Source organism: Micromonospora sp. NPDC049559, assembly GCF_040676675.1.
Taxonomy (GTDB): domain Bacteria; phylum Actinomycetota; class Actinomycetes; order Mycobacteriales; family Micromonosporaceae; genus JBFAPK01.
Genome location: NZ_JBFAPK010000001.1, coordinates 210,514 through 236,297 on the forward strand (window position 1 = coordinate 210,514; position 25,784 = coordinate 236,297).

At 74.9% G+C, this 25,784-nt stretch carries 20 protein-coding genes and 1 pseudogene; 13 read left to right on the forward strand and 8 right to left on the reverse strand.

Annotated features, from left to right (window positions below):
- Positions 1-16: 16 nt before the first annotated feature.
- Genes AB0J86_RS00930 through AB0J86_RS00945 form a run of 4 tightly spaced genes read right to left on the reverse strand, consistent with a single transcriptional unit; the run spans position 17 to position 4,293 of the window.
- Positions 17-970: a PfkB family carbohydrate kinase gene (locus AB0J86_RS00930; RefSeq protein WP_363850449.1), complete on the reverse strand. Its 954-nt coding sequence runs from the start codon at positions 968-970 to the stop codon at positions 17-19.
- Positions 967-2,505: a cytosine permease gene (locus AB0J86_RS00935; protein ID WP_363850452.1), complete on the reverse strand. Its 1,539-nt coding sequence runs from the start codon at positions 2,503-2,505 to the stop codon at positions 967-969. Before AB0J86_RS00935 ends, AB0J86_RS00930 begins: the two co-directional genes overlap by 4 nt.
- A 34-nt stretch (positions 2,506-2,539) precedes the next feature.
- Positions 2,540-3,577: an ADP-ribosylglycohydrolase family protein gene (locus AB0J86_RS00940; RefSeq protein WP_363850455.1), complete on the reverse strand. Its 1,038-nt coding sequence runs from the start codon at positions 3,575-3,577 to the stop codon at positions 2,540-2,542.
- Positions 3,574-4,293 carry a GntR family transcriptional regulator gene (locus AB0J86_RS00945; RefSeq protein WP_363850458.1) on the reverse strand — a complete coding sequence of 240 codons (720 nt, stop codon included), beginning with the start codon at positions 4,291-4,293 and terminating at the stop codon, positions 3,574-3,576. The genes AB0J86_RS00940 and AB0J86_RS00945 overlap by 4 nt, the downstream gene beginning before the upstream one ends.
- A gap of 272 nt (positions 4,294-4,565) precedes the next feature.
- Between AB0J86_RS00945 and AB0J86_RS00950 the strand changes: the two genes are divergently transcribed.
- Positions 4,566-5,144, forward strand: coding sequence for a hypothetical protein (locus tag AB0J86_RS00950; RefSeq protein ID WP_363850461.1), 579 nt, complete (start codon positions 4,566-4,568; stop codon positions 5,142-5,144).
- A gap of 322 nt (positions 5,145-5,466) precedes the next feature.
- On the opposite strand, the gene AB0J86_RS00955 is transcribed toward AB0J86_RS00950, so the two are convergent.
- The 3 genes from AB0J86_RS00955 to AB0J86_RS00965 all read right to left on the reverse strand — a co-directional run bounded on the left by AB0J86_RS00955 (position 5,467) and on the right by AB0J86_RS00965 (position 9,914).
- A complete protein-coding gene (locus AB0J86_RS00955) occupies positions 5,467-6,933 on the reverse strand; it encodes a dynamin family protein (protein ID WP_363850464.1) in 1,467 nt (488 codons plus the stop codon).
- A complete protein-coding gene (locus AB0J86_RS00960) occupies positions 6,930-8,795 on the reverse strand; it encodes a dynamin family protein (RefSeq protein WP_363850466.1) in 1,866 nt (621 codons plus the stop codon). Before AB0J86_RS00960 ends, AB0J86_RS00955 begins: the two co-directional genes overlap by 4 nt.
- 114 nt (positions 8,796-8,909) lie before the next feature.
- The gene (locus tag AB0J86_RS00965; protein ID WP_363850469.1) at positions 8,910-9,914 is read right to left on the reverse strand and encodes an IniB N-terminal domain-containing protein; all 1,005 of its coding nucleotides are present in this window, start codon (positions 9,912-9,914) and stop codon (positions 8,910-8,912) included.
- Positions 9,915-10,250: 336 nt separating this feature from the next.
- Here AB0J86_RS00965 and AB0J86_RS00970 point away from each other — a divergent pair, with 336 nt between their 5' ends.
- From AB0J86_RS00970 to AB0J86_RS00995, 6 genes are all read left to right on the forward strand, one after another.
- A complete protein-coding gene (locus tag AB0J86_RS00970; RefSeq protein ID WP_363850472.1) occupies positions 10,251-11,555 on the forward strand; it encodes an Hsp70 family protein in 1,305 nt (434 codons plus the stop codon).
- An 8-nt stretch (positions 11,556-11,563) separates the two neighbouring features.
- Positions 11,564-14,158, forward strand: coding sequence for a LuxR C-terminal-related transcriptional regulator (locus AB0J86_RS00975; RefSeq protein WP_363850475.1), 2,595 nt, complete (start codon positions 11,564-11,566; stop codon positions 14,156-14,158).
- Positions 14,159-14,201: 43 nt separating this feature from the next.
- A complete protein-coding gene (locus tag AB0J86_RS00980; protein ID WP_363850477.1) occupies positions 14,202-16,628 on the forward strand; it encodes a nitrate- and nitrite sensing domain-containing protein in 2,427 nt (808 codons plus the stop codon).
- A complete protein-coding gene (locus AB0J86_RS00985) occupies positions 16,600-17,022 on the forward strand; it encodes a roadblock/LC7 domain-containing protein (RefSeq protein WP_363850480.1) in 423 nt (140 codons plus the stop codon). Before AB0J86_RS00980 ends, AB0J86_RS00985 begins: the two co-directional genes overlap by 29 nt.
- Positions 17,023-17,027: 5 nt before the next feature.
- Positions 17,028-17,417, forward strand: coding sequence for a DUF742 domain-containing protein (locus AB0J86_RS00990; RefSeq protein ID WP_363850483.1), 390 nt, complete (start codon positions 17,028-17,030; stop codon positions 17,415-17,417).
- Between the two features lie 368 nt (positions 17,418-17,785).
- Positions 17,786-18,511, forward strand: a complete 726-nt coding sequence (locus tag AB0J86_RS00995) for a cellulose binding domain-containing protein (protein ID WP_363850486.1) — start codon at positions 17,786-17,788, stop codon at positions 18,509-18,511.
- A 179-nt stretch (positions 18,512-18,690) separates the two neighbouring features.
- On the opposite strand, the gene AB0J86_RS01000 is transcribed toward AB0J86_RS00995, so the two are convergent.
- Positions 18,691-19,449 carry an A24 family peptidase gene (locus AB0J86_RS01000; protein WP_363850489.1) on the reverse strand — a complete coding sequence of 253 codons (759 nt, stop codon included), beginning with the start codon at positions 19,447-19,449 and terminating at the stop codon, positions 18,691-18,693.
- A gap of 783 nt (positions 19,450-20,232) precedes the next feature.
- Here AB0J86_RS01000 and AB0J86_RS01005 point away from each other — a divergent pair.
- From AB0J86_RS01005 to AB0J86_RS01030, 6 genes and pseudogenes are all read left to right on the forward strand, one after another.
- Complete coding sequence (locus AB0J86_RS01005; RefSeq protein WP_363850492.1) at positions 20,233-20,757, forward strand: hypothetical protein; 525 nt, start codon at positions 20,233-20,235, stop codon at positions 20,755-20,757.
- Positions 20,751-21,824 (forward strand): hypothetical protein, encoded by a 1,074-nt coding sequence (locus AB0J86_RS01010; RefSeq protein WP_363850495.1) that lies wholly within the window; start codon positions 20,751-20,753, stop codon positions 21,822-21,824. The genes AB0J86_RS01005 and AB0J86_RS01010 overlap by 7 nt, the downstream gene beginning before the upstream one ends.
- 74 nt (positions 21,825-21,898) lie before the next feature.
- Positions 21,899-22,474: an SAF domain-containing protein gene (locus AB0J86_RS01015; RefSeq protein WP_363851573.1), complete on the forward strand. Its 576-nt coding sequence runs from the start codon at positions 21,899-21,901 to the stop codon at positions 22,472-22,474.
- 2 nt (positions 22,475-22,476) lie between these two features.
- A complete protein-coding gene (locus AB0J86_RS01020; RefSeq protein WP_363850497.1) occupies positions 22,477-23,277 on the forward strand; it encodes a ParA family protein in 801 nt (266 codons plus the stop codon).
- Entirely contained in the window at positions 23,267-24,847 is a 1,581-nt protein-coding gene (locus AB0J86_RS01025) for an ATPase, T2SS/T4P/T4SS family (RefSeq protein WP_363850500.1), read from the forward strand. Before AB0J86_RS01020 ends, AB0J86_RS01025 begins: the two co-directional genes overlap by 11 nt.
- A 2-nt stretch (positions 24,848-24,849) precedes the next feature.
- Positions 24,850-25,719, forward strand: a pseudogene (locus AB0J86_RS01030) (type II secretion system F family protein); the annotation flags it as partial.
- Positions 25,720-25,784: the final 65 nt, after the last annotated feature.

A 25,784-nucleotide genomic window follows, 5' to 3' on the forward strand; every position in this document is an offset into this window, starting at 1 on the left:
GTTTCGCCGGCCGGGCCTACCGCAGCAGGGCGTCGACCTCGGCGGCCGTGGGGGCGGTGGCCGGTCCGCGCCGGGTGACGGCGAGCGCCGCGGCGGCGTTCGCGCGGCGTACCGCGGCCACCGGTTCGAGGCCGCGCGCCAGGGCGGCGACGAAGGCCCCGACGTGCGCGTCCCCGGCCCCGTTGGTGTCCACCACGGTCACCGGGAACGCCGGCACGACGACCGGCGGCGCGCCCGCCTCGACCAGCACCGCCCCGCCCGGGCCGGTGCGGACCAGCACCCCCGCCCGGCCGGTCCGCTCCGCCAGCGCCGTGCCGGCGGCCACCGGGTCGGCGAGGCCGGTGAGGATCCCGGCCTCCCGCTCGTTGCAACTCCACCAGTCGGCCCGGGCGAGCGCGGCGGCGAGCACCGGCGGCGGGATCTCGCCGGCCAGCGGCCCGGGATCGACCACGACCGTGACCCCCGGGTCGAGCGTGGGCAGCCAGCCCGCCAGCGCCGGCCCGTTCTGGGCGTACGCGAGGCTGTAGCCGGAGACGTAGACGAAGTCGCCGGGGGCCGATTCGACCCGGGCCAGGTCGGCGGCGGTGAGCCGGGCCTCGGCCCCGGTGCTGGTGGCGAAGGTACGTTCCCCGCTCGGCTCGACCATCGCCACGCTCACCCCGGTGTCGGCGTCGGGGTAGGGCGGTTGCAGCACCGTGACGCCCGCCTCGGCGAGCTGGGTACGGGCCAGCTCGCCGAAGGGGCCGGTGCCGTGCTGCCCGGCGTACGCGACCGGCAGCCCCTGGCGCGCGGCGGCGACCATCACGTTCAGCCCGCCCCCGGCGGTGATCCGGCTGCCGGAGGCGAGCACGTCGCCGCCGCTCTCGGGCAGCCGCGGCAGGTACATCACCAGGTCGACGACGACGTTCCCGGTGTGCACGAGCCGGGCGGCGGGCGCCGACGAAGAGCCGGCCACGGGGCGGCCGGTCACGGCCGCACCGGTACGGTCTGGCCGTCGGCGACCGGCCGACCGGCGTCGCGCGGCTCCCGGTCGGCGTCGACCGGCTGCCGCACCGCGGCCCGGCGGGCGGGCGCGGCGAGCGTCAGCAGGTAGAGCCCGCCGGCGACCACGAAGGCGGCGATCCAGCCGAGCCCGTTGACGCCGAGCCAGGAGTCCGCGAACGGGCCCTTGAACCAGACGTCGTCGGCCGAGGTGGAGGCGGTGGTGAAGAGCAGACCGACGACGACGCCGGCCAGCCACGGCAGGACCGCGCTCCACCGGAATCCGCCCCGGTACCAGTACCGGCCGCCCGCGCCGGTCTCCATCAGGCCGCGCGGGTCGTACTCCCGGCGGAAGAGCAGGTCGGCCAGGAAGACCGCGACCCAGGCGGTGATCGGTACGGCGAGCAGCGAGATGAACGTGATGAACGGCCCGTAGAAGTCGTCGGCGATCAGCATGAAGTAGATGCCGCCGGCGAGGGTGAGCACGATGTCCAGCCCCACGGCCACGACCCGGCGGGCCCGCACGCCAAGGGTGATCATGGTCAGCCCGGCCGAGTAGACCGAGAGGTTGTTGGAGAGCAGCAGCCCGCCGAAGGCGGCGAGCAGGTACGGCACCGCCATCCACGACGGGAGCATCACCTGGATCGCCGATACCGGGTCGCTGGCCGAGGCGAGCGAGTCGTCGCCGGCCGAGAGCAGGCCGCCGAGCCCGATCAGCAGGAAGAGCGGGATGCCGGCGCCGGCCGAGGCCGCCGCGACGATGCGCCCGCCCGGTACGTGCCGGTGCTGGTAGCGGGCCATGTCGGCGCCCGCGTTCGCCCAGCCGATACCGGTACCGGCGGCGATCACGCCGATGCCGGCGATGACGACGCTGAGCGGCGCCGCCGGGGCGTGCAGCACGGCGTCCCAGTCGACCTTGGCGATCAGGAACGCGGCGACCAGGACGTTCAGCGCGCCGAAGACATACGTGGCCCACTGCTGGATCCAGACCAGCGTGGCGTGGCCGAGGCCGGAGACGACCAGGGTCAGCGCCACGAAGATCAGCAGCGAGATCACCGTCAGGACGGGGTTCTGCCTGATCCCGAAGATGATGTTCAGCAGGGCCAGGAAGGCGTACGCGGCCGTGGTGGTGTTGACCGTCTCCCAACCGACGCGGGAGAGCCAGGAGACCACGGTCGGGCCGTGGTTGCCGCGCGGCCCGAAGACCGCCCGGGACAGGGTCATGCTCGGCGCGCCGCCCCACTTGCCGGCGACGCTGATCAGCCCGACCAGGGCGAACGAGCCGAAGGAGCCGATCGCGGCGACCAGCAGCGCCTGCCAGATGTTCATGCCGCGCAGCGCGACCAGGGTGGCGCCCAGGGGCAGCCCCAGGATCGAGATGTTGGCGGCGAACCACACCCAGAAGAGCTGGCCCGGTCCGCCGGTGCGCTCGGCGGGTGGTACCGGCTCGATGCCCCTGGTCTCGATGGCACCGATCCGGTTGGTGTCGGCCGGAGCGGTTCCGGCCAGTTCGGTCGCGGACATCCTTGTCCTTGCCTTTCCCCTGCGGGTTCCGGCGTCAGCCGCGCTGACGGAGGGCGAGCAGGTTTGTCGCCATTTCTGGCAATGGAAGGTGATTCACCGCGCGGATTGTTCCCAGCGCGGCCGTCGGGAAGGCGCCGGCACCGTGGGCGGCGCCGGCGATCGCCCCGACCATCGCGGCGATCGTGTCGCAGTCGCCGCCCAGGGAGGCGGCGAAGAGGCACGCCTGCCACGGATCGTCCGGATAGACGGCGAGCACGGCGAAGGCGGCCGGGACCGACTCCTGGGTCGCCACGCTCGTCCCGACGAGGCGGTAGATGAGGTCGGCGGCCGCCTCCGGCGACCGACCGGCCACCAGCCCGGTGGCCCAGGCGATCCGGTCGGCGATGTCGGCCGCGGCGACCCAGTGCCCGCGTACGCCGGCGAGCCGGGCGGCCCGTACCGCCAGCGCCGTGGCGTCGGCCACGTCCGCGCCGGCCACCGCGGCGCTGACCGCGGCGGCGACCGCCGCGGCACCGGCGAGCGCGACCCCGGTGTTGTGGGTCACCCAGCTCGCCTCGACCACCCGCTCCACGAGCCGGTCCAGGTCGTCCGGGGGTACGGCGATGCCGACCGGCGTGATCCGCATGGCGGCGCCGTTGGTGGTCCCGTACCGGCCGGCCTCCTCGATCGGGCGCCCCGCCGCGACGGCGGCGACGGCGGCCCGGGTCGACGGGCCGAGCAGGTCCAGCGACCCGCGCCGGCGCATCTCGTCCTCCCAGGCAAGCAGCTCCCGGGCCAGGCGGTGCCCGTCGATCCGGCCGCCGCCGGCCAGCAGCAGCCGGCCCAGGAGCACGGCCTGCTCGGTGTCGTCGGTGACCGAGCCGGCCGGCATTCCCGGCGCGATCGGCTGGTCCGGCGGGCCCGGCTCGAAGCGGGTCAGCCGGCCGTACCGGGCGATGATCTGCTCGCGCGGCAGCGACTGGGTCGGCATGCCGAGGGCGTCGCCGACGGCGAGGCCGGTCAGCGCGGCGACCGCCCGCTCCCGCTCGGCCGCGCTGCCGGTCACCGCGCCCGTCGGTTCCGGGGCGGTCATGCCGCACCCCCGCCGAAGCGCAGGTGCAGCCGGAACCGCTCGGGGTCCAGCCGGCTCTCGACGTACTCGACGAACTCGCCCCGGGCGTCCCGACTCAGCCGCCGGGTGTGCAGGTAGAGCTTGCCCTCCGCGCAGCCGAGCAGTTCGGCGTCGGCCCCGGTCACCCCGGCCACCTCGACCCACTCCTCGCCCTGCGTCGGCACCAGACCGGCCTGGCGCAGCTCGGCGTAGAGGGAACCGACCAGGCCCCGCTCGGGCAGCTGCCGCAGCGCGCCGACGACCGGGAGGCGGCTCCGCTCGATCGAGATCGCACCGCCGTCCGCCAGCGACCGCAGCCGGTCGACCGCGACGAACTCGGGCGACGGCAGCGCGAAGCGCTCCGCCAGCTCCGGTTCGCGTACCAGTTCGAGCCGGAGCACCCGTACGGTCGTCGGTACGCCCTGTTCGGCCAGGGCGCGCGCCCAACCGAGCCGGTCGTCGAGCGGCCGGCCGTCGAAAGTGACGAAGGAGCCCTTGCCCGAGTGGGTGGCGATCAGCCCACGCCGGCCCAGCTCGGTCAGCGCCTGCCGTACCGTGTTCCGGCTCACCTCGAACCGCGCCGCGAGCGCGTGCTCGCCGGGCAGCTGGTCGCCGTTGGCCAGCGCCCCGCCCCGGATCTCCCGGGCCAGCTCGTCCGCGATCCGCTGGTGCTTCAGCCGGATGACCTGTCCAGACATGTCCAGGACCATAGCGCCGACCCGCCCCCGCGACAACACCCCGAACACCACGGCCGGAGAAGCGGACGCGAACCCCCAAAGAGGGCCCTCTGCCCGAACAACCACAGGTCCTACCGAACGGCGATCGCCGGCCGGCCTGATCCGGCCGTGGGTACCGGCGGCTCTGGCCGGCCAGGGGACGGCCCGAGGTCGTACCGCTGTGCAAGACTCCGGCGTTGCGCCCGCCCGACATGGGTGACGGGCGATCCATTCGACGAAGGAACCCCCACAAGATGCAGCTTGATGTGCTCCAGGCCCAGCGCCAGTTCTATGTCCGGCAGCGGATCCGCCTGATGGTGAACCAGTACGAGGTCCGCGCGGTCGCGCCGGACGGCTCCGAGGGCGAACTGCTCGCCTTCGCCCAGCAGAAGCGGCTCGCCTTCAAGGAGCAGGTGACCCTATACACGGACGACACCAAGCAGGTTCCCGTACTCGGCTTCAAGGCCCGCCAGGTGATCGACCTCGGCGCCACGTACGACGTCACCGACGCCACCGGCACCCCGATCGGCCTGTTCCGCAAGGACTTCAAGGCCTCGCTGCTCCGCTCGACCTGGCACGTGGAGCAGCCGGGGGTCGGGATCGCCACCGGTCAGGAGCGCAACTTCACCGTCGCGCTGCTGCGCCGCTTCGTCGACTCGCTCTCCTGGCTGCCGTACCACTTCGACTTCGTCATCGACGGCCAGCCGGCCTTCTCGGTGGTCAAGAAGTGGGGCCTGCGCGACAAGTACGTTGTCGAGGTCCACCAGCCGCAGCTCGACCGTCGGCTGGTCATCGCGATGGCCGTCGGCCTGGACGCCCTCCAGTCCCGCTGATCCGCGCCACGGCGACACCGAGGCCCGTCCCGGACCGGTTCCGGGTGGCTCCAAACTCGCCCGGACGAGTACGACGCGGTGGGGGCCCACCGTGCCCGGCGAAGACATCAAGCCTGACGGGCTGAGCCGGGCATGGTGGGCCCCCACCCCCACCCGGCAGCCCCGCGCGAACCCGGCACCCCGCGCACCTCGGACCCCCGCGCGAACCCGCCGCCCGCACGAACCTAGGCCCCCGCGAACCTCGGACCCCCCGCGCGAAGCCCGAACCCCGCGCGAACCCGGCGCCCGCACGAACCTAGGCCCCCGCGAACCCGAACCCCCGTCAGCGCCCGCCCTCGGCGATCTCGGCGAGCACGCCCTCGCAGCTGCGCACCACCACCCGCGCCGCACGCCGCTGGTCCAGCCGCAGCAACGGGTCCTCGGCGCGCTCCTGCCAACGCCAGAGCGCGTCGCCGGCGACCTCCCACAGCCGGGCCGCCGTCGCCTCGTGCTCGACGCCCAGCCGGGCCGCCAGCCCGATGCCGTTGCCGCCGATCAGCCGGTGCGCCTCCGCCGCCACGTCCGCGTCGAAGCCGAGCTGCCCGTCGGCCAGCGTGGGCAGCAGCCGCAGTTCCCGGAAGTCGTGCGCCCCGACCAGGATCTGCTCGACCCGGGCGAGCAGCTCGGCGCTGCCGGGGCGGCGCTCGGTACGCAGCAGCGACTCGATCCCGGCCAGCACCGAGCGGGCTTTGAGCACCTCGCGTCGGTCGAGGAAGCTGCGGGCGATGGCTTCGCGCAGCTCGGTCAGGCCGCTGCGCCGCATCAGCTCGGCCGAGAGCTTGGCCCGGCTGTCGCAGCCGGTGCGGACCAGGGTGGTCGCCAGGCGTACCCCGAAGAGGCCGAGCCGGTCCAGCAGCGCGCCACGGGTCTCGCCGTCGATCCGTACGGGCAGCTCGCCGGCGCGGAAGCGGTCCGCCGAGAGCAGGAAGACCTCCAGCTCCGGTCGCGGTACGGCGGCGAGCGCGGCCAGCGCGGCGTACTCGGACTCGCTCAGCAGCCGGCCGCCCAGGGCGACGAGGCCGCCGACGGCGACGACGTTGACGCAGAGCGCGTCCACCCGGGGGTCGCGGCGGTGCCGCCGGGCCAGTTGCCGGGCGGTCAGCAGCGCGTCGATGCGGCCGCCGCCGATCTCGTCGGCCCGCGACAGCACCATGACCACGTTGACCGGCGCGGCCCGGCCGACCGCGCTGTCCCGGACGGACTCCAGGAACCGCAGGTCGCTGCCGCGTCCGTCGCGGGTCAGGTAGAGCACCGCGTCCGCGTCCTCCAGCACGCGCGCCATCACCGGCGACCGGCCGCCCGCGTCGGCGACCAGCGCGGGGGTGTCGATGAGCGTGGCCTGCCGCAGCGCCCGGGTCGGCCACTGCACGACGATGTCGTTGACCTCGCCCGAGCGCCAACCCACCAGGTCGACCCGCATGCCGGTCACCGACTTGGTGACGGTCAGCTCCTGCGGCGGGCTCACCGAGGAGTACGCGGTGGCCCGCGGCTCGGGCCCGTCCTCGAACCAGGTGAAGACCTGGCTGCCGTCCTCCACCTCGACCGGGGCGACCTCCTCGCCCATGATCGCGTTGAGCACGGTCGACTTGCCCGACTGCCACGGCCCGGCCACCGCTATCCGCAGCGGCGCCTCCAGGCGGCCCAGGTGGTGCCGCAGGTGGCCGGTGGCCCGCCGGTTGTCCCGGTACAGCTCCAGCGTCTCGTGCAACAGTCCCCATACGGCCTCGTCGAGCCGCAGGCCCAACGTCATACGCCGGGCTCCAGCCGCGCCGGGGTGGTGGTTCCGGCGCGTACCGAGACCAGTTGCTGCGCCTGTTCGTACAGCGTGGCCAGTCGCTTCATCTTCAGCTGGATCTCGCGCTGCCGCTGCTCGCGTACGGCGGCGTCGGCGTCCGCCTCCTGCTTGGCGTTGCGGAACGACTGCACGATCGCCTCCTGCAACTCCTCGGTCAGCACGGTGAAGTGGTCCCGCAGCATGCGCTGCACCTGCCGGGCGGTGTCCCGGCAGTCCTTGCTCATCCGGATGAAGAAGTCGTCGATGTGCCGCTGCACCGCGCTCTTCACGGCCGCCTGGCGGCGCCGCAGCATCTGTTTGCTCTCGTCACGCACCGTCTTGGCGCCGAAGAGCGCACCCGCGCCGATCGAGACCGGGTTGATCATCGGCATGCTCGCCAGCGTGCTCACGAGGCCGAACATCAGCAGACCACCGTACGAGCCGCGCATGCCGCTGACCAGCTTCTGGGTGACCGTGAACTTGTCGATGTAGGGCAGCTCCAGCGACGGCAGCCGGTCGCCGAGGTCGTCGGGAACCGTGACGGACCACTCGGGCAGCACGTCGTAGCCGTACCGGGCGAAGTTGGCGGCCACCCGCCGGGCGGTCCAGTCGCACCGCTGGGCCAGCCACTCGTGGTTCGCCTCCGCCGCCTCGGTGAGGTTGTTCGCGAGCCACTCCTCGAACTCGTCCCAGCCGACCAGCGGGTCGGCCGTGTCGAAGGTCTCGTCGACCTGGCGCAGGATCTTCCGGGTCCGGTCCCGCAGGTCGTACTCGATGTCGGAGAGCAGGTCCGCCATCTCGTCGTTGAGCGTGTTCTGCCAGCGCGTGTTGCAGCGGCGCAGCTCGTCCACCTCGCGCTGGGCGGCGTGCAGCTTCGAGATCGGCCCGGACTGGTCCTGTTCCTCCTGAGTGGAGAGTTCGGCCCGCAGCGGCGCGGCCAGCTGTTCGATGACGGTACGGGCGGTCACGGTCACGCTGGTCCGGGCCAGGGTCTCGGCCTTGCCGCCCAGGTCCCGCCGCAGCCGGGCGATCAGCTCCGGGAAGCCCGACTCGGTGTTGAGCGCCTTGTCGTCCCCGCCGGCGGCGCGCAGCCGCAGGGTCGACGAGACGGGGATCAGCGCCGCCGGGATGCCGGCGCCGGCCAACTGCTGCCGGTTGCGGTCGGCGACCGCGCGCCAGTTCGGGGCGAGGTCCGTCTTGGTCTGTACGACGATGACGTTCGGGTTCGACTGCACCACGTGCAGCAGGATGTTCAGCTCCGCCACGGAGAGTTCCCGGGTCGCGTCCGAGACCATCAGCACGGTGTCGGCCCGGTTCACCGAGACGGCGGGGTGTACCGAGCTGAGCGCCTCGACCTCGTCGGTGCCGGGGGTGTCGATCAGCACCATGCCCGCGCCGAGCAGCCCGCGCGGCAGCCCGATCTCCATGTGCAGCGGGCCGCCGCCGGAGCGGCGCCCGGTCTTGCCGCTGATTCCGGCGGCCACCTCGGAGATCGGTACGGGTGTCCGGTCGACCGGTACGGCCACCGGCCCGGCGGGTCGGCCGGCGGTGGGGGGTGGGGTGTGCACGAGGGCGGCCGACGGAGCCTCCGCGTGGTGGATGATGGTCGGCACCACCGTGGTACGCCCGTCGCCGACCGGGCAGACCGGCGCGTTTATCAGGGCGTTGATGAGCTGGCTCTTGCCCTGCTTGGGCTCGCCGATGACCAGCACGTGCAGTCGGGGATCCAGCAACTGGGCACGTTTCTGCCGCAGCGACTGGAGAAGGTCGCCTCTGCCGTGCGCCGCGCACACCCGGGTGAGCTCGTCGAGCACGTCCAACCAGATCGGCGCTATCACCGCACCAAGTGTGCTGATTACGCCGCAATTATCAAGTGCAACCTAGATCAAAAATGGCACGGAGGCCGGATCGCGTGGGACGATCCGGCCTCCGTGTTACTGGCGGTACGGCGCTTAGAGCAGGCCGTCCGTGATTCCGAGCAGCCCACCGTCCGTCGAGGCGTGAGCCTCGCCGTGGACCCCGATGTCGCTGCCGGTCACACCGCCGAGCGCGCCACCGGTCACACCGCCGACGGTGCCGGTGACGCTGTGCAGTACTCCGTCCGTCCCGCCGGTGACACCGTCGACCGCACCGAGCTGCGGCAGGTGCACCGACGGCGACGAGCCGTCCAGGATGCCGGTGACGCTACCGACGGTGTCGGTGACGCCCAGCGTGTCGGTGACGCCCAGGCCGTCGACCAGGCCGGTCGCGTGGCCCAGCGTGCCCGAGAGGGTGTTGACGGTCGTGTCGACGGTGCCGAGCAGACCGTCGGTGGTGGTGCCGGCGACCAGGCTGTCGGCGGTGCCGACCACGCCGCTCACGTCGCCCAGGGCCGGGTCGGCGATGCCGCCCACGTTGCCCACCACGTCGGAGTCGAGGGTGTTCGCCACGTCGTGCACGCCCGAGAGGTCGGTGCTCACGCCCGCGGTGCTGATGCCGAGGCCGATGCCCGGCAGCACCGAGGCGGCCACGCCGAGGCCGGCCGGGTCGACCGTGACGGCGGCCAGGGTCGCGGCGTTGACGTCCACGGTCCCGGACTGGGTGCTGACCGTGATGCCCGAGGCGACGCTCTGCAGCTGGCCGATGACGTCGGTCGGGTCCGCGAGGATGCCGTCGACGCCGAGGTCGTCACCGACCGGGACGATCGAGGTGATGCCCTGCACCGGCACGTAGTCGACCACCAGCGGGACCACGTCCTGCACGTCCGTCGCCGTGATGTCGCTGAGGCCGGCGGCCTTCAGGCAGCCCTCGGGGTCGAGGTCGAAGGCCGACTTGGCGTCGGGGTTCGTCAGCAGGTTCAGCACGAAGTCGTGCAGGGTCTGGGTCGAGTCGATCGGGGCCGAAACCGGCGCGGAAACCGGAGCCGCAGCCGGCGCGGCGGTCGCGGTCGTGTCGGTCAGGGTCGAGTCATCCATCATGGGGCCGGTTCTCCTCGAACTACTGGGGCCGTGGGCGATCTGGATCTGTCGTGCGTTCCAGCGACGTGAACGAAGTTAGTCGTGGGGGGTCGTATCGGTCATCGGGGACAAGGCCCGTATCTGACCCGCCCGCACTAGGGCCACGGGGGGCGCTTACGTTAGGGGCTTAGGGGGACCGATCCGCCAGATTTAGGGTCCCGATGATGGAGGGATCTCTGGTACGAACAGAGGAGCCCACACGGGTCTCACCGGGAGGGTGGGTCCCGCCCGGTTTCGAGGGACGGCGGTTCCAGGAACCGACGCCGGCAGGCCAACTCGCGGTGAAGGAAGGATCGGATGCCGTACGTCCTCGGGATCGACATCGGTGGCACCAGCACGAGCGCCGCTGTCTCCCGGCTCCGGGGCACCGCCTGGACCAGGCCCGAGGTCGTCCAACTCGATGCCCGCTCCGCCGCCGTACCGTCCGTGCTGCACCTGGGGGCCAACGGCTCGCTCCTCGTCGGTGAGCCCGAACGGCACTCCGGCGGCCCCGACGGCGGTCAGATCGCCCGGGGATTCTGGCGCCGCATCGGCGACGACGTGCCCCTGATGGTCGGCGGCGAGGCGTGCAGCGCGCAGACGCTCACCGCGGTGCTCGCCATGTGGATCGTCGAGCAGGTGGTGGTCCGCGAGGGCGGGCACCCCGAGTCGATCGTGCTGAGCCACCCGGCCGGCTGGGGCCCGTACCGGCGGGAGCTGCTGCTCGAAGCGCTCTGGGACATCGGCCTGACCAACGTGACGCTGCTACCCGAACCGGTGACGGTCGCCGAGAGCCACGCCGCGCGCGGCTTCACCGGCGCCACCGCGGCCGTCTACTCCCTCGGCGGCGACAGCTTCGAGGCGTCCCTGGTCCGGCAGGCCCAGCACGCCGGCTTCGAGCCGTTCGGGTTCCCGCAGGGTCTCGAACCCGCGGGCGGCGTCGACTTCGACGAGGCGCTCGCCGACCACGTCCGCACCGTGCTGGCCCGGGAGCTCGACCGCAAGGTCGACCCGACCGCCCCGTTCGCGCTGCTCGGCCTGGCCCGCGAGTGCGCCCGCGCCAAACAGGACCTGACCATGATGACCGAGACGGACATCGTCGTCCGGCTGCCCCGGGGTCCCGCCCGGGTTCCGGTGACCCGGGTGGAGTTCGAAGACATGATCCGGCCAGCCGTACAGGTGACCGTCGACCTGCTGGCGCGTACCGTCCGCTCCGCCGGGCTGGCCCCGAACGAGCTGGACGCCGTGCTGCTCGCGGGCGGATCGGCCCGGATCCCGCTCGTCACCGAGCTGCTCGCCGCGCAGTTCCCCGTACCGATCGAGGTGCAGCCCGACGCGCAGGCCACCGCGGCCACCGGGGCCGCGCTCGCGGCGTGCCAGATCGTCTCCCCGCCGCAGCCGCGCCGGCGCCCCGAGCCGGGCCGCCCCGGACGCCCCGGCCAGACCCCCGAGCTGGGCGCCGGCGGGCGCGAGCCGGCGGTACGGTCGGACCGCCCCGGTGACCAGCTCCGCACCGGCCGAGGCGAGCCGCCACCGCGTCCCCCGGTACGGGTGAGCCCGCTCGAACTGCCCGCCGGCAACCGATTGATCCCGGGTCGCGGACGGGGGCGCGGACGCGGATGATGGCTCCGATGATGCTCCGAACCGCCGTCGAGACCCCGCTGGTTCTGGACGAGCCGACCCGGGCCCTGCTCGACTCGGTGGCCGCGGATCCGCTGGCCCCGCGCGGCGTCGGCATCCAGGCTCCGGGCGGCCACGGCAAGAGCGCGCTGCTCCAGGAGCTGGCCCGGGTCTACCGACGCGCCGGCGCCACCGTGCTGGAGGGCTCGCCGGAGCCGGGGGACGAGGTCGACCCGGACGCGGTACTGCTGGTCGACGACGCGCACCTGCTCGACGACGCCCGCCTGCGGGAGCTGCGCCGGCTGGCCGAGACGCGCCGCTGCCGGCTGTTCGTCGCGTACCGTCCCTGGCCTCGCCCGGCCGGGCTGGTGGAGCTGGCCGAACTGTTCAAACGGGACGGCCGGCCGCTGCTGCTCTGCCCGTTCACCCGGGAGCAGACCGCCACCCTCCTCGCCGGCGTGACCGACCTCGGCGACCCGGCCCGGCTGGCGGAGTTCGTCCAGCAGCAGACCAACGGCGTACCGCGCGACGTGGACCGGCTGGTCCGCGCGCTGCGCGCCGGCCCGAACGGCGCGCCGGGACGGCAGCCGCTGGAGGTACCCCAGTCGGTGGTGCTCCAGTTCGGCAGCGACCTGGAGGACCTCGACCCGGACGTACGGCGGCTGCTGCTGGCCGCCGCCACCGGGGTGGAGCTGCCGGTCGACCTGCTCGGCGCGCTGCTCGGGCAGAGCCCCGAGGCGGTCGACGAACTCCTCTCCGCGGCCAAGGCGACCGGGCTGCTCGGGCCGGACGACCGGCTCGCCCCGATCGCCCGCCGCGCCGTGGCCGCGCTCAGCCCGGCGACCCAGCGCAGCGGCGTGTGGCAGCGGGTCGCCGAACTCCAGCGCCAGCGCGGCGGTCCGGTACTGCCGCTGGTCCGCTCGCTGCTCGCGGCCGGCATCGCCGGCGGCGCGCCGGCCGAGACGTTCGAGCTGGCCGCCGAGGAGGCGCTCCCCGACGACCCGGCCCTGGCGGCCGAACTCTTCGCCGCCTCGGCCGCCGCCGGCCGCCCCGCCGCCGCCCGCCAGGCGCTGGCCGCGGCGCTCGCCGGCGACCTCGACTCGGCCCTGCGGCTGGCCGACCGGCTGGTCGCCGCGCCCGCGCCGGCCGACCGGGCCGACGGCGCGACGGTGGCCGCGACCGCGCTGGCGCACCGGGGGCACCTCGGCCGCAGCGCCGAGCTGTACCGCTGGTCCGGCACCGCCTCCTCGCTGGCGTTCGCCGTCATCGCGGCGATCGGCGTGGGACAGCCCGACGCGCTGGAGCTGCCCGACGGTTCGGCCGGGGGCGGGCCGGGCGCCGGCGCCCCGCCCACGATGCTCGCGAGCACCGCCCTGCTGATGGCGCGCGGGGTGCGCGAGACCCTCACCGGCGTACCGACCGCGGCCCTCTCGGCGCTGGTGCAGGCCTCCGCCCTGCTGGAGCCCGCGGGACGGGCCGTGCTGCTGCCGGACAGCCCGGCCGCGCTCGCCGCGCTGACCGCGCTGCACTGCGGCGAGTTGGAGATCGGCGAGCGGGTGCTCGAACGGGCCATCGCGGCCCGGCTGGGCGCGCCGCTGATGTCCCGCCGGCACCTGCTGTTGCAGGCGTGGATCCTCATGGTCCGGGGCCGGACCGGGGCCGCCGCCGAGTCGCTGGCGAAGGCGACCGCCGGCTCACGCCCGCTCGAATCCCGTGACCTGCTCTTCGCCACCGCGCTGGAGATGGGCATCGCCCGACGCAACAGCGACCTGCCGGCCCTGCAACGGGGCTGGGGGCACGCCCTCGAAGCGATCGTGCGCCACCCGGTCGACCTCTTCACGCTGCTGCCGCTCGGCGAGTTCGCCATCGCCGCGGCCCGGCTCGGCGACCTGAATCGGCTCGGCCCGTACCTGCGCGAGGCACAGCTGCTGCTCGACCGGCTGGGCCAGCCCGCGCTCTGGGCCACCCCGCTGCACTGGAGCGGGCTGCACGCGGCGATCCTCGCCGAGGAGCCCACCGTCGCCGACCAGCACGTGGCTGCCCTGACCGCGGCGGCCGGGCACAGCCGGTACGCCGCCGTGGTGGCCGCCGCCGCGGAGAGCTGGGTGGAGGTGCTGCGCGGCGTCGTCGACCCGGTACGGGTGGAGGCGGCGGCCCGCGGGCTGCACGCCGCCGGCCTCTACTGGGACGGTGCCCGCCTCGCCGGGCAGGCCGCCATCCGCACCTCCGACCGGCGGGCGATGACCACCCTGCTGGACTGCGCCCGGGTGCTCCAGGGGCGGCCGGCCGGGCACAAGGGCGCTCCCCCGACCGGCGAGACCGGTACCGGGCAGGTCGCCGACGCGATCGCCGCGCCGAGCGAGAGCCGGCTCAGCGAGCGCGAGCAGGAGGTGGCGGAGCTGGTCCTCGCCGGCCTGACCTACAAGCAGATCGGCGACCGGCTCTTCATCTCGGCGAAGACGGTCGAGCACCACGTGGCGCGGATGCGGTCGCGACTCAACTGCGCGAACCGCAGCGAACTGCTGGCCCGGCTCCGGGTCATCGTCGCCGACCGGTCCAGCGGCGAGCCGGTCCGGCCGCCCTGGCCCAAGCGCCCGGCGCCGTGAGCGCCGGGTCGAACTGGTAGGGGCCAACCGGGTGGAGCGGAGCATGATGGATTTCGGTGGTCGGCGGGTCCGCACCAGGCTCGTCGCGCTCTTCGTCGTGCTGGTCACGCTCTGGTCGTACGCCGCGTACCTGACCGGCCGGGAGGCGCTGGACCTGCTCCAGACGCGCGCCCTCGGTGAGGCGTTCGGCGAGCCGGCCGGCCTGCTGATCCTCGGCCTGCAGTCGGAGCGCCGGCTCACCGCCGCCGCGCTCGGCGACTCCGGGCAGGCCCGTACCGCGCTGGGCGATTCCGGGCAGGCCGCTACCGCGCTGGCCACGCAGCGCGCCCACACCGACTCCGCGGTGTCGGCGCTGCGGGACTTCGCGCACCGGACCGACCCGCGCCTGCTGGCCGCGGGGGCGGTCCGGGACCGCGCCCGCGAGCTGGTGGGGCGGATGGACGCGCTCGCCGGCCTGCGCTCCGATGTGGACGCCGGGCGGCTGGACCGGGAGCGTGCCGCCGCCGCGTACGACGGGCTCGTGGACGCCGTCTTCGCCGGCTACGGCGCGTGGTGGTCGAGCCGGGGCGCCGACGCGGTCGCCGAGGCGCGGGCGGTGCTGGCGATGGCCCGGGCCCGGGAGATCCTGGCCCGCGAGGACACGCTGGTCGCGGGCGCACTCGCCGCCCGCCGGCTGACCGCCGCCGAACAGCAGCGGCTCGCGCAACTGGTGGCGAACCAGCGGTTCGCCCGCGCGGAGGCGCTGGCCGCGCTCCCCGCCGCCGAACGCGCCGGCTACGAGCGGCTCGCGGGCGCCGGCTTCCCGGGCCTGACCACCCTGGAGGGGCGGCTGCTGCAACGGGACTCCGCCGGCGGCACCCCGCAGGTGACGTACCAGGAGTGGCAGGCGGCCGCCGGACCCGTCCTCGCCGGGCTGGGTGACCTCGTCACGCGCGGCCTCCACGACAGCGTCGCGCACGGCAGCCGCCGACTCACCACGGCCACGGTCCAGGCCGGCGTGGTGATCGGGCTCGGGCTCGTCGCGGTCGTCGCCGCCATCGCGGCCGTGGCCGGCAGCGCGCGTCGGCAGAGCCGGCGCCTCGCCGAGCTGCGGGTGGCGGCCGGGCAGGTGGCCGAGCAGGAGCTGCCCGGCGTCGTCAAGCGGCTCCGCCGGGGCGAGCCCGTGGACACCCCGCAGGACCCGCCGCCGCTGCCGCCCGGGGCCGACGAGATCGACCAGCTCGGGCGGGCGATCGAGTCGGCCCGTACGACGGCGGTCCGGGCCGTGCTCGCCGAGGCGGAGGCCCACAAGGGTACGTGGGACCTGTTCCTGCAGCTCACCCGCCGCAACCAGCCGTTGCTGCGGGATCAGCTGAGCCTGCTCGACGCGATGGAGCGGCGCGAGCGCGACACCGACGAGCTGGCCGACCTGTTCCGCATCGACCATCTCGCCACGCGGATCCGGCGCAACACCGAGAAGCTGATCACCATGGCCGGTGCCACGCCGGCCCGCCGGTGGCGGCGTCCGGTACCGCTGCTGGACGTGGTGCGGGGCGCGGTGGCCGAGGTGGTGGACTATCCCCGGGTGCTGGTCGCGCCGAACTGGCCCGGGGCGCTGGCCGGGCCGGTGGTCCCGGACGTGATCCACCTGCTGGCGGAGCTGATCGAGAACGCGCTGGCCTTCTCGCCGGCGAACAGCACGGTGCGGGTGGGTGGCGAGCCGAGGGAGGGCGGCAGCGCCATCGTCATCACCGACGACGGCCCAGGGATGAGTGCACCCGCACTGGCCGCCGCCAACGAGCTGCTCCGCAACCCGCCCCGGCACCGGCCGCCGGGGGCCGGTCACGGGCTGTACGCGGTGGGCCTGATCGCCCGCCGGCGCGGCGTCGAGGTGGAACTTCGGGCCTCGGCCCGGGGCGGCGTCTCGGCCGTGGTGCTGCTGCCGGCCGGCCGGCTGGTGGCGACGGACGGTACCGTCCCGGCGGGCGTCCCCGCCGAGCGGCCCGCCTCGGCCGGCGCGAACGGGTGGGCCGGCGCGGCCGGCACCCCGGGGGGCCTGCCGGTGCGGTCCCGCGAACCGGGACCGTGGGAGCCCGCCCCGGCGCCGGGCGGCGCGTGGGGCCCACCGATCCCGGCACCCGGCCCGGCCCCGATGCCCGGCCAGGTCCCGCCGCCCGGTCCGGTTCCCGCACCGGCTCCCGTCGCCGCACCGAGCCCGGCCGCCGCGCCCGTACCACCGGGCCCGCCCCCGCCCGGGGCGGCCGCCCCGCTGCCGACGCGCAAGCCCGCCCCGGTGGCACGCCCCGACGCGGCCGAGACAATGGAGATACCGATCGCACGACCCGCTGGCGACGCGCCGGATCCGAACCGACCCACCGCCCGGCCGCAGCCCGTGGGGCCCGGCCCAAGGACTCAACCAACCCGCACCGCCGGCGGGTTGAACGGCAGCGAGAGGACGACAAGTGGCTCACCCAACGGTCACGACCGATAATCTGCCCGACCTGTTGGACGACCTGGTGGACCGGGTCCCCGGTGCGGAACTGGCGATGGTGCTCTCGCCCGACGGGCTGCTGCTCGGCGCCTCCCGCAACGTCGGGCACGAGCTCGCCGACCAGATCTCCAGCGTCGCGGCCGGTCTGCAGGCGCTGGCCCTGGCCACCTGTCGCGAGTACGGCAGCGGCAACGTCCGGCAGATCATCGTGCAGATGTGGCGCGCGTTCATGTTCATCGCCACCACCCGCGGCGGGGCGATCCTGACCATACGGTTCTCCGGGGAGGCGGACGCCGGCGACATCGCGTACGAGGTCGCGCTCTTCGCCGGCCAGGCGGAGAACAACCTGCCGGTGTACCTGGAACCGGCCGCACTGCATTCGACCAGCGGGTGAGCGCGATGAATGTTCCTGGCCTGGATGCTCCCGAGGACGCCTGGTACGACGACGACGCCGGACCGGTCGTCCGCCCGTACACGATGACCCGCGGCCGGACCCAGCCGATCCGCGGGCAGTTCGACCTGATCTCGCTGGTGGTGGCGCGGCCGGCGACCCAGCCGCTGCCCGCGCAGCTCTCCCCCGAGCAGTTGGAGATCCTCAAGCGGTGCCGGCGGCCGCTCTCGGTGGCGGAGATCGCCGCCGAGCTGGACCTGCCCCTGGGCACGGTCCGCGTCCTCCTCGGCGACCTGCTGGACGCGGGCCTGATCGAGACGCACGAGCCGCTGGTGCTGGCCGAGTCCCCCTCGGAGGAGTTGCTGGAAGCCGTACTCGCGGGGTTGCGGGCGCTATGAGCAGGCAGGTTGACCGGCGCGACGGGCAGACGCGAACAGGCAGACCGCCGGGGTCCAGGGTAAAGTCTCAGCCCGGCGGGCGGATCCGTCCTGGTTCGACCGTACCGTCCGGTCCGGTCAGCGAGCCGGACGACGACCCGTGGCTCGATGCCGAGCCGGACCCGGGTACGGTCGGTCGGCACCGGTCCGAACCACCGGAGCGTCCCGGGGGGCCGTCGCCGGCCACGCCGGACGCCGCGTTCGCCGACGCGGAGACGGTGCTGCAGCGCGCCGTCGAGCCGGACGCGACGCAGCGGATCGGACCGCCGCTGGTGGATCCGGCGAGCGGCGGGACGGGACCGAGCGACGATGGGAGGGGGCACGGGGGGATGGTCGAACCGCGGCAGCGTCCCCGGCGCACCCTCGCGGTCGTCCTGCTCGATTCGGTGCTCGACGGGTTCGCGGCGGTCCGGCGGCTGGCGGGACGCGTACGCGCCGCCACCCTGCGCGACCGGCGGCTGCTCCGCGGCCTCGCCGTCGCCTCCGCCGTGCTCGTGGCGGGCACGGCGATACTGCTCGTCGCGCTGCTGACCGGTCCGGGCGAGACCGGCCGGCCCCAGGTGGCGCCGGCGACCGAGCCCGGAATGGTCGCGAGCGTGGAGCCGGTCACGCCCGGGGTCGGGGTCAGCGCCGAGGCTTCGGCTCCCCCGCCCGCACCGCGCGAGTCGCCGGCCGGCCCGCCCGCTCCGCCGTCGCCCGGATCGCCGCAGTCGGCGGCCTCGGCCGCGCTGCTCGCGGCCCGGTTCGCCGTCGACGACAAGGCTCTGATCAGCTACGGAGCCTCGGTCCTGATCAGCAACTCCGGCTCGGCACCCGCGAACGGCTGGACCCTCGTCATCACCCTGCCCCGGCAGACCCTGTCGATCACGGACGTGGTCGGCGCACAGGCCACCCGCAACGGTGCCACCTGGACCTTCGTACCGGACCCGTCGACCGCCCAGGTGCGCGCCGGCGCCGCGGCCCAGGTGCGGTTCCGCGTCGACGGGGCGCCGATCGGCGCCACCCCGACGAGCTGCACCGTGAACGGCCGCCCCTGCGACGGACTGGCCGGCTGACCGCCGCTTCCGCACTGACCGGCCGGCGGCACCGGGGCCCTGAGGCACGAGGCGGCTGAGGCACGAGGCGGCTGAGGCACGAGGCGGCTGAGGCACGAGGCGGCTGAGGCACGAGGCGGCCGGCGGCACCAGGGGTGGCGCGGGGGCGGCCGGGGCGCGGGGTACGGCGGACGGCCCGCCTAGGCCGGCGGCAGGGCCAGGACGGCGAGCACGCCGAAGATCAGGAACGGTCCGAACGGCAGGTGCCCGGACCAGCGGATCCGTCCGGTCGCCAGCAGGACCAGGCTGACCACCGCCGAGCCGGCGAAGGCGAGCAGGAGCCCGAGCAGCACGGCGCCCCACCCGTACCAGCCGAGCAGGGCCGCGCCGCTGAGCGCCAGCTTGGCGTCGCCGAGGCCGAACCCGCGCCGGCCCAGCAACAGGGTCGAGGCCGCGAAGAGCAGCGCCACTCCGGCGCCGGCCAGCACGGCCCGTACCCAGGCCCGGCCGTCCCCGCCGGCGGTCCAGGCGGCGAGCCCGAGCAGTCCCCAGGTGCCGGCCGCCGCGCCGTAGGTGAGCCGGTCCGGCAGCCGGTGCACGGCGACGTCGACGAAGAGCAGCGGCACGGCACAGAGCACCCACCAGGCGAGCGCGATCGACTCCAGGACCGGCCGCCCGGCGAGCACGAGCACCGCGCCGGCGGCGAGCAGCACCAGTTCGAGCAGGAGCGGGGCGGCCCCGATCCGGGCTCCGCAGGCCGCGCAGCGAGCCGCCGGCGAGAGCGGCCGCAGGCCCGTACGGGGCCCGAGGGGCGTCCGGCACCGGTCGCACGCCGTCCGGCGTGACCGGCCGGACGGTACGGCCTCGGTCGCCACGACCCAGCGGAGCAGCGGCGCCACGAGCAGCAGCGGCGCCACGGCGGGCAGCGCGGCCCACCGTACGGGGCGCCGTCGCGGCACGGCTGCGGAAGCTCGCGGCGGGGAACCGTCCACCCCGGACCGCTGCCGCGCGCCGGCCTCCGGGGACGCACTCCGCCGCGTCGTCACCCCCACACCCCCGGGGAAAGCAAGCACGCCGCGTAGTTGAGTGGTCGCCGACGGGCGCCCGGCGGCGTACCCGTCCGGCGCCGCCCGGCCGGCGGCGCCACCGGGGCGGGCGGGCGCCGGCGCGGGCCACCGGGTCGACGGAAACGAGCCACCCGGCGCCGCGGCGCGGCGGTGACCCACCGGACAGAACCGCGCAGACCGGCGCCATTCGCCGTGAGGGAATCGCCGATGGACCGCGCGTCGCCGCGCTGGCGCATTCGCACCGTCAGCCCTCCGTACAGATCAATTTCCGATGTAGATCCGCGGGCGTCATATGACCTTTAACGGATAGCGCAAAGTTGATCGTAACCCTGCGTATTCCCGTTAATTGCCCCTGTTGCATCGCCGGTCGTCAGCCTATGCTCGCCCCTTGGATGGCACACAACCGGCGTACACAAGATCTATTTCGGCGGAATGGTCGTCCGATCACACCGAAACAACATCATCATCAGTGAATACCGGTACGGCGGAGCCGGCGGGCGCGGACGGGGCGCGCCGCCCCGACCCCGTCATGCCAACCGGCCGGGACGAGCCGCCCTCCACCAGGGCGGACGCACGTGTCCCCGGCCTAGTGGACGGCACGTGTCGCCCGTGGAGGAGAAGGGGGAAACAGCGGTGCGGATGAGGCATCCGGGCCGGTTCCCGACCATCCTCATTGTGATCGGGATTGCCGCCGTGATGTCCGCCTGCGCCCGCCCCGGCCCCGCCGGTGATCTCCTTTCCGCCGGCGGATCGAGCCGGTCGACCCCGAGCCCCGACGCCGGTACGGAGTCCGCGACGAAATCGGCGCTCGCGGCGTACGCGGGCTATCTCGCCGCGCTCCGGGAGGCCGAACTCGCGGCGGATCCGCACCATCCGTCGCTGCGGAAATACCTCGCCGATCCGCTGTTGACCCGGGTCGGTCTCGCCATTCGTGACGCGAAGGAGCACGGCGCCATGCGCACCGGCACCCTGGTCTCGGACCCGACGGTGACCGCCGTCAACCTCGACACCGTACCGGCGACGGTCTCCATCCAGGACTGCCTGGACGCCACCGGCTACCGGCTGGTCTACGTCGGGAACCGGAAGGTGGTGCCCGGTTCCGCCAGCGGGCGCCACCTCGCGACCGCCACCGCGACCCGTTATCCCGGCGACCGGTGGCTGATCAGTGCCGGCAGCACGCACGAGGACCAGCCGTGCTGAGCCGGCGGGACGGCCGCCCGACGTACCGGCGGCGGCCCCGCTCCGCGGCGACGGTGCGCGCTCCCGAGCGGCGCCCACCGACCCTCCCCATCGCCGCGGCGGCGGCCCGGCGTGCGGTCGCCACGGCCGCCCGCCGGGCCAACGCGCCCACCGGGCACGACGCGGCGGACGCGGCCCCGGCGGTGCGCCGGGGCGCGGTCCTGGTGGCCGTCCTGTCGCTGGTACTGGCCGTCGCCGCGCCGGTGACCGCGGCCCGGCGCGCCGCCCCCGGCGCCGACTGCCCGCCCGGCCAGAGCAACTGCGACGTCTGGGACAGCCGGCCGGGCAACCCGAGCCGGCCGGGCCGTCCCGGCGACGGCGACGACGGGGGCGGAGGCGGCGAGCGGGTCTGCCGCCGCGACGGCGCGCCGGTCCCCTGCTACGACGACCTGCTCGGCTGGTTCAACAGCGCCGACGGCTGCTACTACAAGCTGCAGGAGCCGCAGCCGGAGGGGACACCCGAGGGCAAGCAGTGGTACCTGCGCAGCTGTTCCGGCACGCAGGACAGCCGGCTGCTGGACGCGGCGCCGGGCGGGTTCGTCCCGCCCGACCCGGAGGAGCTGGCGATGCGCGCGCTGGCCAGCATCGAGCTGGCCCGCCCCGCCGTGCACCTGGCCCCGAACAAGGGGCCCGGCCTGGTCGGCCTGCCGATCTGGATGTGGACGGATCCGCTGCCCGCACCGACCGCCTCGGCGAGCGCGCCCGGCCTCACCGTCACCATCCAGGCCCGGGCCCGCAAGGTGGTCTGGGACATGGGCGACGGTACGGAGATCGAGTGCGCCGGCGCCGGCACCCGGTACGACCCGGCCCGGCACGGCGGTACCGCCTCGCCGGACTGCGGCTACGCCGGCGGGTACCCGCGGTCGAGCCGCAGCCAGCCCGGCGGGGTGTACCGGGTGACCGCGACCACCACCTGGGAGGTGACCTGGACCGGGGGCGGCCGCAGCGGCACCCTGCCGCCGCAGACCAGGACCAGCGCCGCACCGGGGACCATCCGCGTCGACGAGCTCCAGGTGGTGACCGAGTGACCGCGCCGACCGCGAACAGTCCCGTGGCGCTCGGCGCACCGATCACCCCGCCCCGGGTGGTCCGGCAGCGCCGGATGCGACCCGGGCTGCTCGGGCTCGCGGTCCTGCTGATCGCCCTCGGCGGGCTCGGGTCGGCGTTCGCGGTCACCTCGGTACGCGCCACCGGCAGCTACCTCGCCGTCGGCCGGGAGGTACCGGTCGGGACCGTACTGAGCCGGGACGACCTGGTCAGCGTCCAGGTCGCCGGCGGGCAGGGGCTGCGGCCCATCCCCACCGACCAGCTCGACCGGGTGGTCGGCAAGCGGGCCGCCGTGGCGCTGGCCCCGGGCAGCCTGCTGACCGCCGCCCAGCTCACCGACGAGCCGCTGCTCGGCCCGGGCCAGCAGCAGCTCTCGCTCGGCCTCAAGACCAGCGAGGTGCCGGCCCGGCAGCTGCACGCCGGCGACCGGGTGCTGCTGCTCAGCAAGCCGGTCAAGAACGCGGCCACCCCGGCGGCGAGCACCCGCTTCGAGGCAACCGTCATCGACATGGTCCGGGCCGAGGCCGGCGAGATCGTGCTCTACCTGGCGCTCGCCGCTCGGGACGTGGCGCCGGTGGTGGCGCTGGCCGCGGAGAGCCGGATCGCCGTGGTCCTCGACACGGCGGCCTGACCATGGCCGTCATCGCCTTCGTCGCCGGCAAGGGCGCCCCGGGGGTGACCACGGCCGCCCTGGCCTGCACGCTCTCCTGGCACCGCCGGACCGTGCTGGCCGAGTGCGACCCGGCCGGCGGCTCGATCCTCGCCGGCTACCTGGGCGGCGCGCTCGACGGGCCGCGCGGCATCGGCGAGCTGGCGGTGGCGGAGCTGCGCGACGGCAACCTGGACCGCGCCTTCTGGACCCAGCTGGTCGACCTGGACGCGCCGAAGCGGGAACGGCTGCTCCTGCCCGGCGTGGTCGACCCGGCGCAGGCGGGCAGCGTCACCCCGCTCTGGCAGCGGTTCGCCGACTTCTTCGCCGGGCTGGAGCGGGGCGAGCCCGGCTACGACGTGCTCGTCGACTGTGGACGGTTGCAGGTGGCCGCGCCGCCGTGGCCGCTGCTCCGTACCGCCGCGGTGGTGCTGGTCGTCACGGCCGCGCACCTGCCCGGCCTCTCCAGCGCGCGGGCCACCGTACGGGCCATCCAGCGGGACTTCGCCGAGCACCGGGTACCGGCCGGCTCGCTGCGGCTGCTGCTCGTGGGCGAGGGCCACCAGCGGGGCGAGGTGAGCAAGGCGCTCCAGCTGCCGGTGATCGCGCAGCTGCCCCGCGACCCGCGTACCGCCGAGGTGCTCGGCCACGGCGGCACGGTACGGGCGGGGCGGCCGTTGATGCGCGCGGCCGGCGCCCTCGAGGTGCCGATCGGTGCCCTGCTGGACCGGCGGCGGGCGCGGCTGAGCTGGCCGGGGGCACCGGAGGTGGCGGATGCGGTTTGAGCCGGTCCGGTACGACCCGCGCACCCGCGACGGCGGGATCGCCTCGATCGCCCCGCCGCTGGCCCCCGGCACGCCCCCGGCGCCGCCGAACGGGCACCACGCCGAGCCCGCGGCCCCGCCGGTCGTGCCGCCACCGCCGGTGGGCGCGCCGGTGACCGCGCCGCCGCCCCGGCCCCGGGTCGACTACGCCCTGGTCCGGGAGCTGCGCCGGCGGCTCAGCGAGCGGCTCACCGCCTGGCAGCGCGGGCGGGACTTCACCGCCGCCGAGGAGGAGTACGAGCGGGGCCGGCTCGCCGTGCTGGTGGTCGCCGAGTACGCCGACTCGGTCCGCCGGGCCGGTACGCCGATGCCGGCGGCCGAGGAACGGGCCCTGCTCGACCAGGTCACCGCCGAGCTGGTCGGGCTGGGCCGGCTGCAGAGCCTGCTCGGCGACGACTCGATCGAGGAGGTGCACATCCTCGGCTGCGACCTGGTCCGCATCGCCCGGCACGGCGGCGGCGTCGAGTGGGGCGAACCGATCGCCGACAGCGACGAGGAGCTGGTGGAGATCCTCCAGGCCGCGGCGCGGCGGGCCGGGGCGACGGAACGTTCGCTCTCCACCTCGAAGCCCACCCTGGACCTGCAACTGCCCGACGGCAGCCGGCTGGCCGCGGTCTTCCTGGTCAGCCACCGGCCGTACGCGGTGCTGCGCCGGCACAACACGCTCGACGTGACCCTCGACGACATCTGCGGCGGCCGGGCCGACCTGGACGAGATGGTGGACGTGCTGCTCCGGGACTTCCTGCGCGGGGCGATGGCGGCCGGGCTCAACGTCATGGTGGCCGGGCTGGCCGGGGCCGGCAAGACGACGGTGATCCGCGCGCTGATGCACGAGATCCCGGAGGACGAGCCGTTCGTGCTGCTGGAGGAGAGCCGCGAGCTGCTGCCGGCGCGCGGCCGGCGCCGGCACCGGGCGGTGATGAGCTTCGAGTCGCGGGAGGGGCACGGCGAGCGCGGCCCGGACGGCCGCCCGGCCGGGGAGGTGACCATCGCCGATCTCATCCCGGTGGCGCTTCGGATGGGCGTACTGCGGATCATCGTGGGCGAGGTCCGGTCCCGCGAGATCGTGCCGATGCTCCAGGCCATGACGACCAGCCGCGGCTCGATGTGCACGATCCACGCCCGTACCCCGGCCGGGGTGGGCGAGCGGATCGTCGAGCTGGCGCTCTCGCACGGCCGGGAGATGACCGTGGACCAGGCACGCCGGATGGCCGGGAACGCGCTGGACCTGATCGTCTACGTGACGGTCGAGGACGAGACCGCGATCGGCGGGCGCAAGGAACGGTTCGTCTCGCACGTCGAGGAGGTCATCGGGGTCGGTGACGGCAACCGGATCACCACCACGACCATCTTCGGTCCGGGCCCCGACGGCCGGGCCGTACCCCGGCACCTGCCCGAGCGAGTCCGCGACCAGCTGATGCGGGTCGGCTACGACCCGCGGCTGCTCTCCCGCTACATCGAGGCGGGCGTCGGCGCGTGGCGTCGACCCCGGCACAGCCGGCTGGGACCGCGGGCCGTGGGGGGCGGGTGACGATGCCGGCCAACCTGGAGCTGATCGCGGTGTGCTCCGGCGCCGCCTGCGTGGGCGGGCTGGTGCTGCTGGTCGTGGCGCTGGTCGGCACCCGCCGCCCGGCCGGGCCGGCGTCGGTGCCGGGCCGGTGGCTGGGCCGGTTCTGGCTGGGTGCGGGCGCGAACCGGCGGGAGCAGCGCCGGCACCAGGCGCTGCTCGTCGTCGCGGTGGTCGCCGGGGCGCTGGCGTTCCTGCTGACCGGCCTGCCGGTGGTAGGGCTGCTGGTCGTCGTCGCGGTGCCGGGTACGCCCTGGCTCTTCACCGTCGGCCGGGCCGAGCAGCGGGCCATCGCGCGGATCGAGGCGGTCGGCGAGTGGACCCGCCGGCTGCGGGACGTGTCCGGCGTCGGCCAGGGACTCCAGCAGGCCATCATCGGTACGGCCGTCACCGCCCCAGAGGAGATCGACGAGGAGGTACGGCTGCTCGCCGAGCGGCTGCGCGCCGGCTGGGTGGCCCGGACCGCCCTGCTCGCGTTCGCTGAGGACATCGGCGACCCGGTCTGCGACCAGGTGGTGGCGGCGCTGATCCTGCACCTGGCCGACCGGGGGGAACGGCTCGGCGACGTGCTCGGCTCGATCGCGACGGCCGCCGCCGCCGAGGTCGCCACCCGGCGGGAGGTCGAGGCGAAGCGGACCCAGCCCCGGTTCGCGGTGCGCTTCCTCACCGGGATGACGCTGCTGACCCTCGGCTACGGCCTGCTCAACCCGACCTACATGCGCCCGTACGCGACCGGGACCGGGCAGCTGGTGATGGTGGTACTGGGCGGCTCCTTCGTCGCCCTGCTGGCCTGGGTACGGGCGATGAGCCTGCCGCCCCGGCCGGTCCGCTTCCTCGCCCCGCCCGCCGCCCGGGAGCCGGCCAACGGTCAGCCGGCCGCCGTACGGTCGGTCGCCGGCGC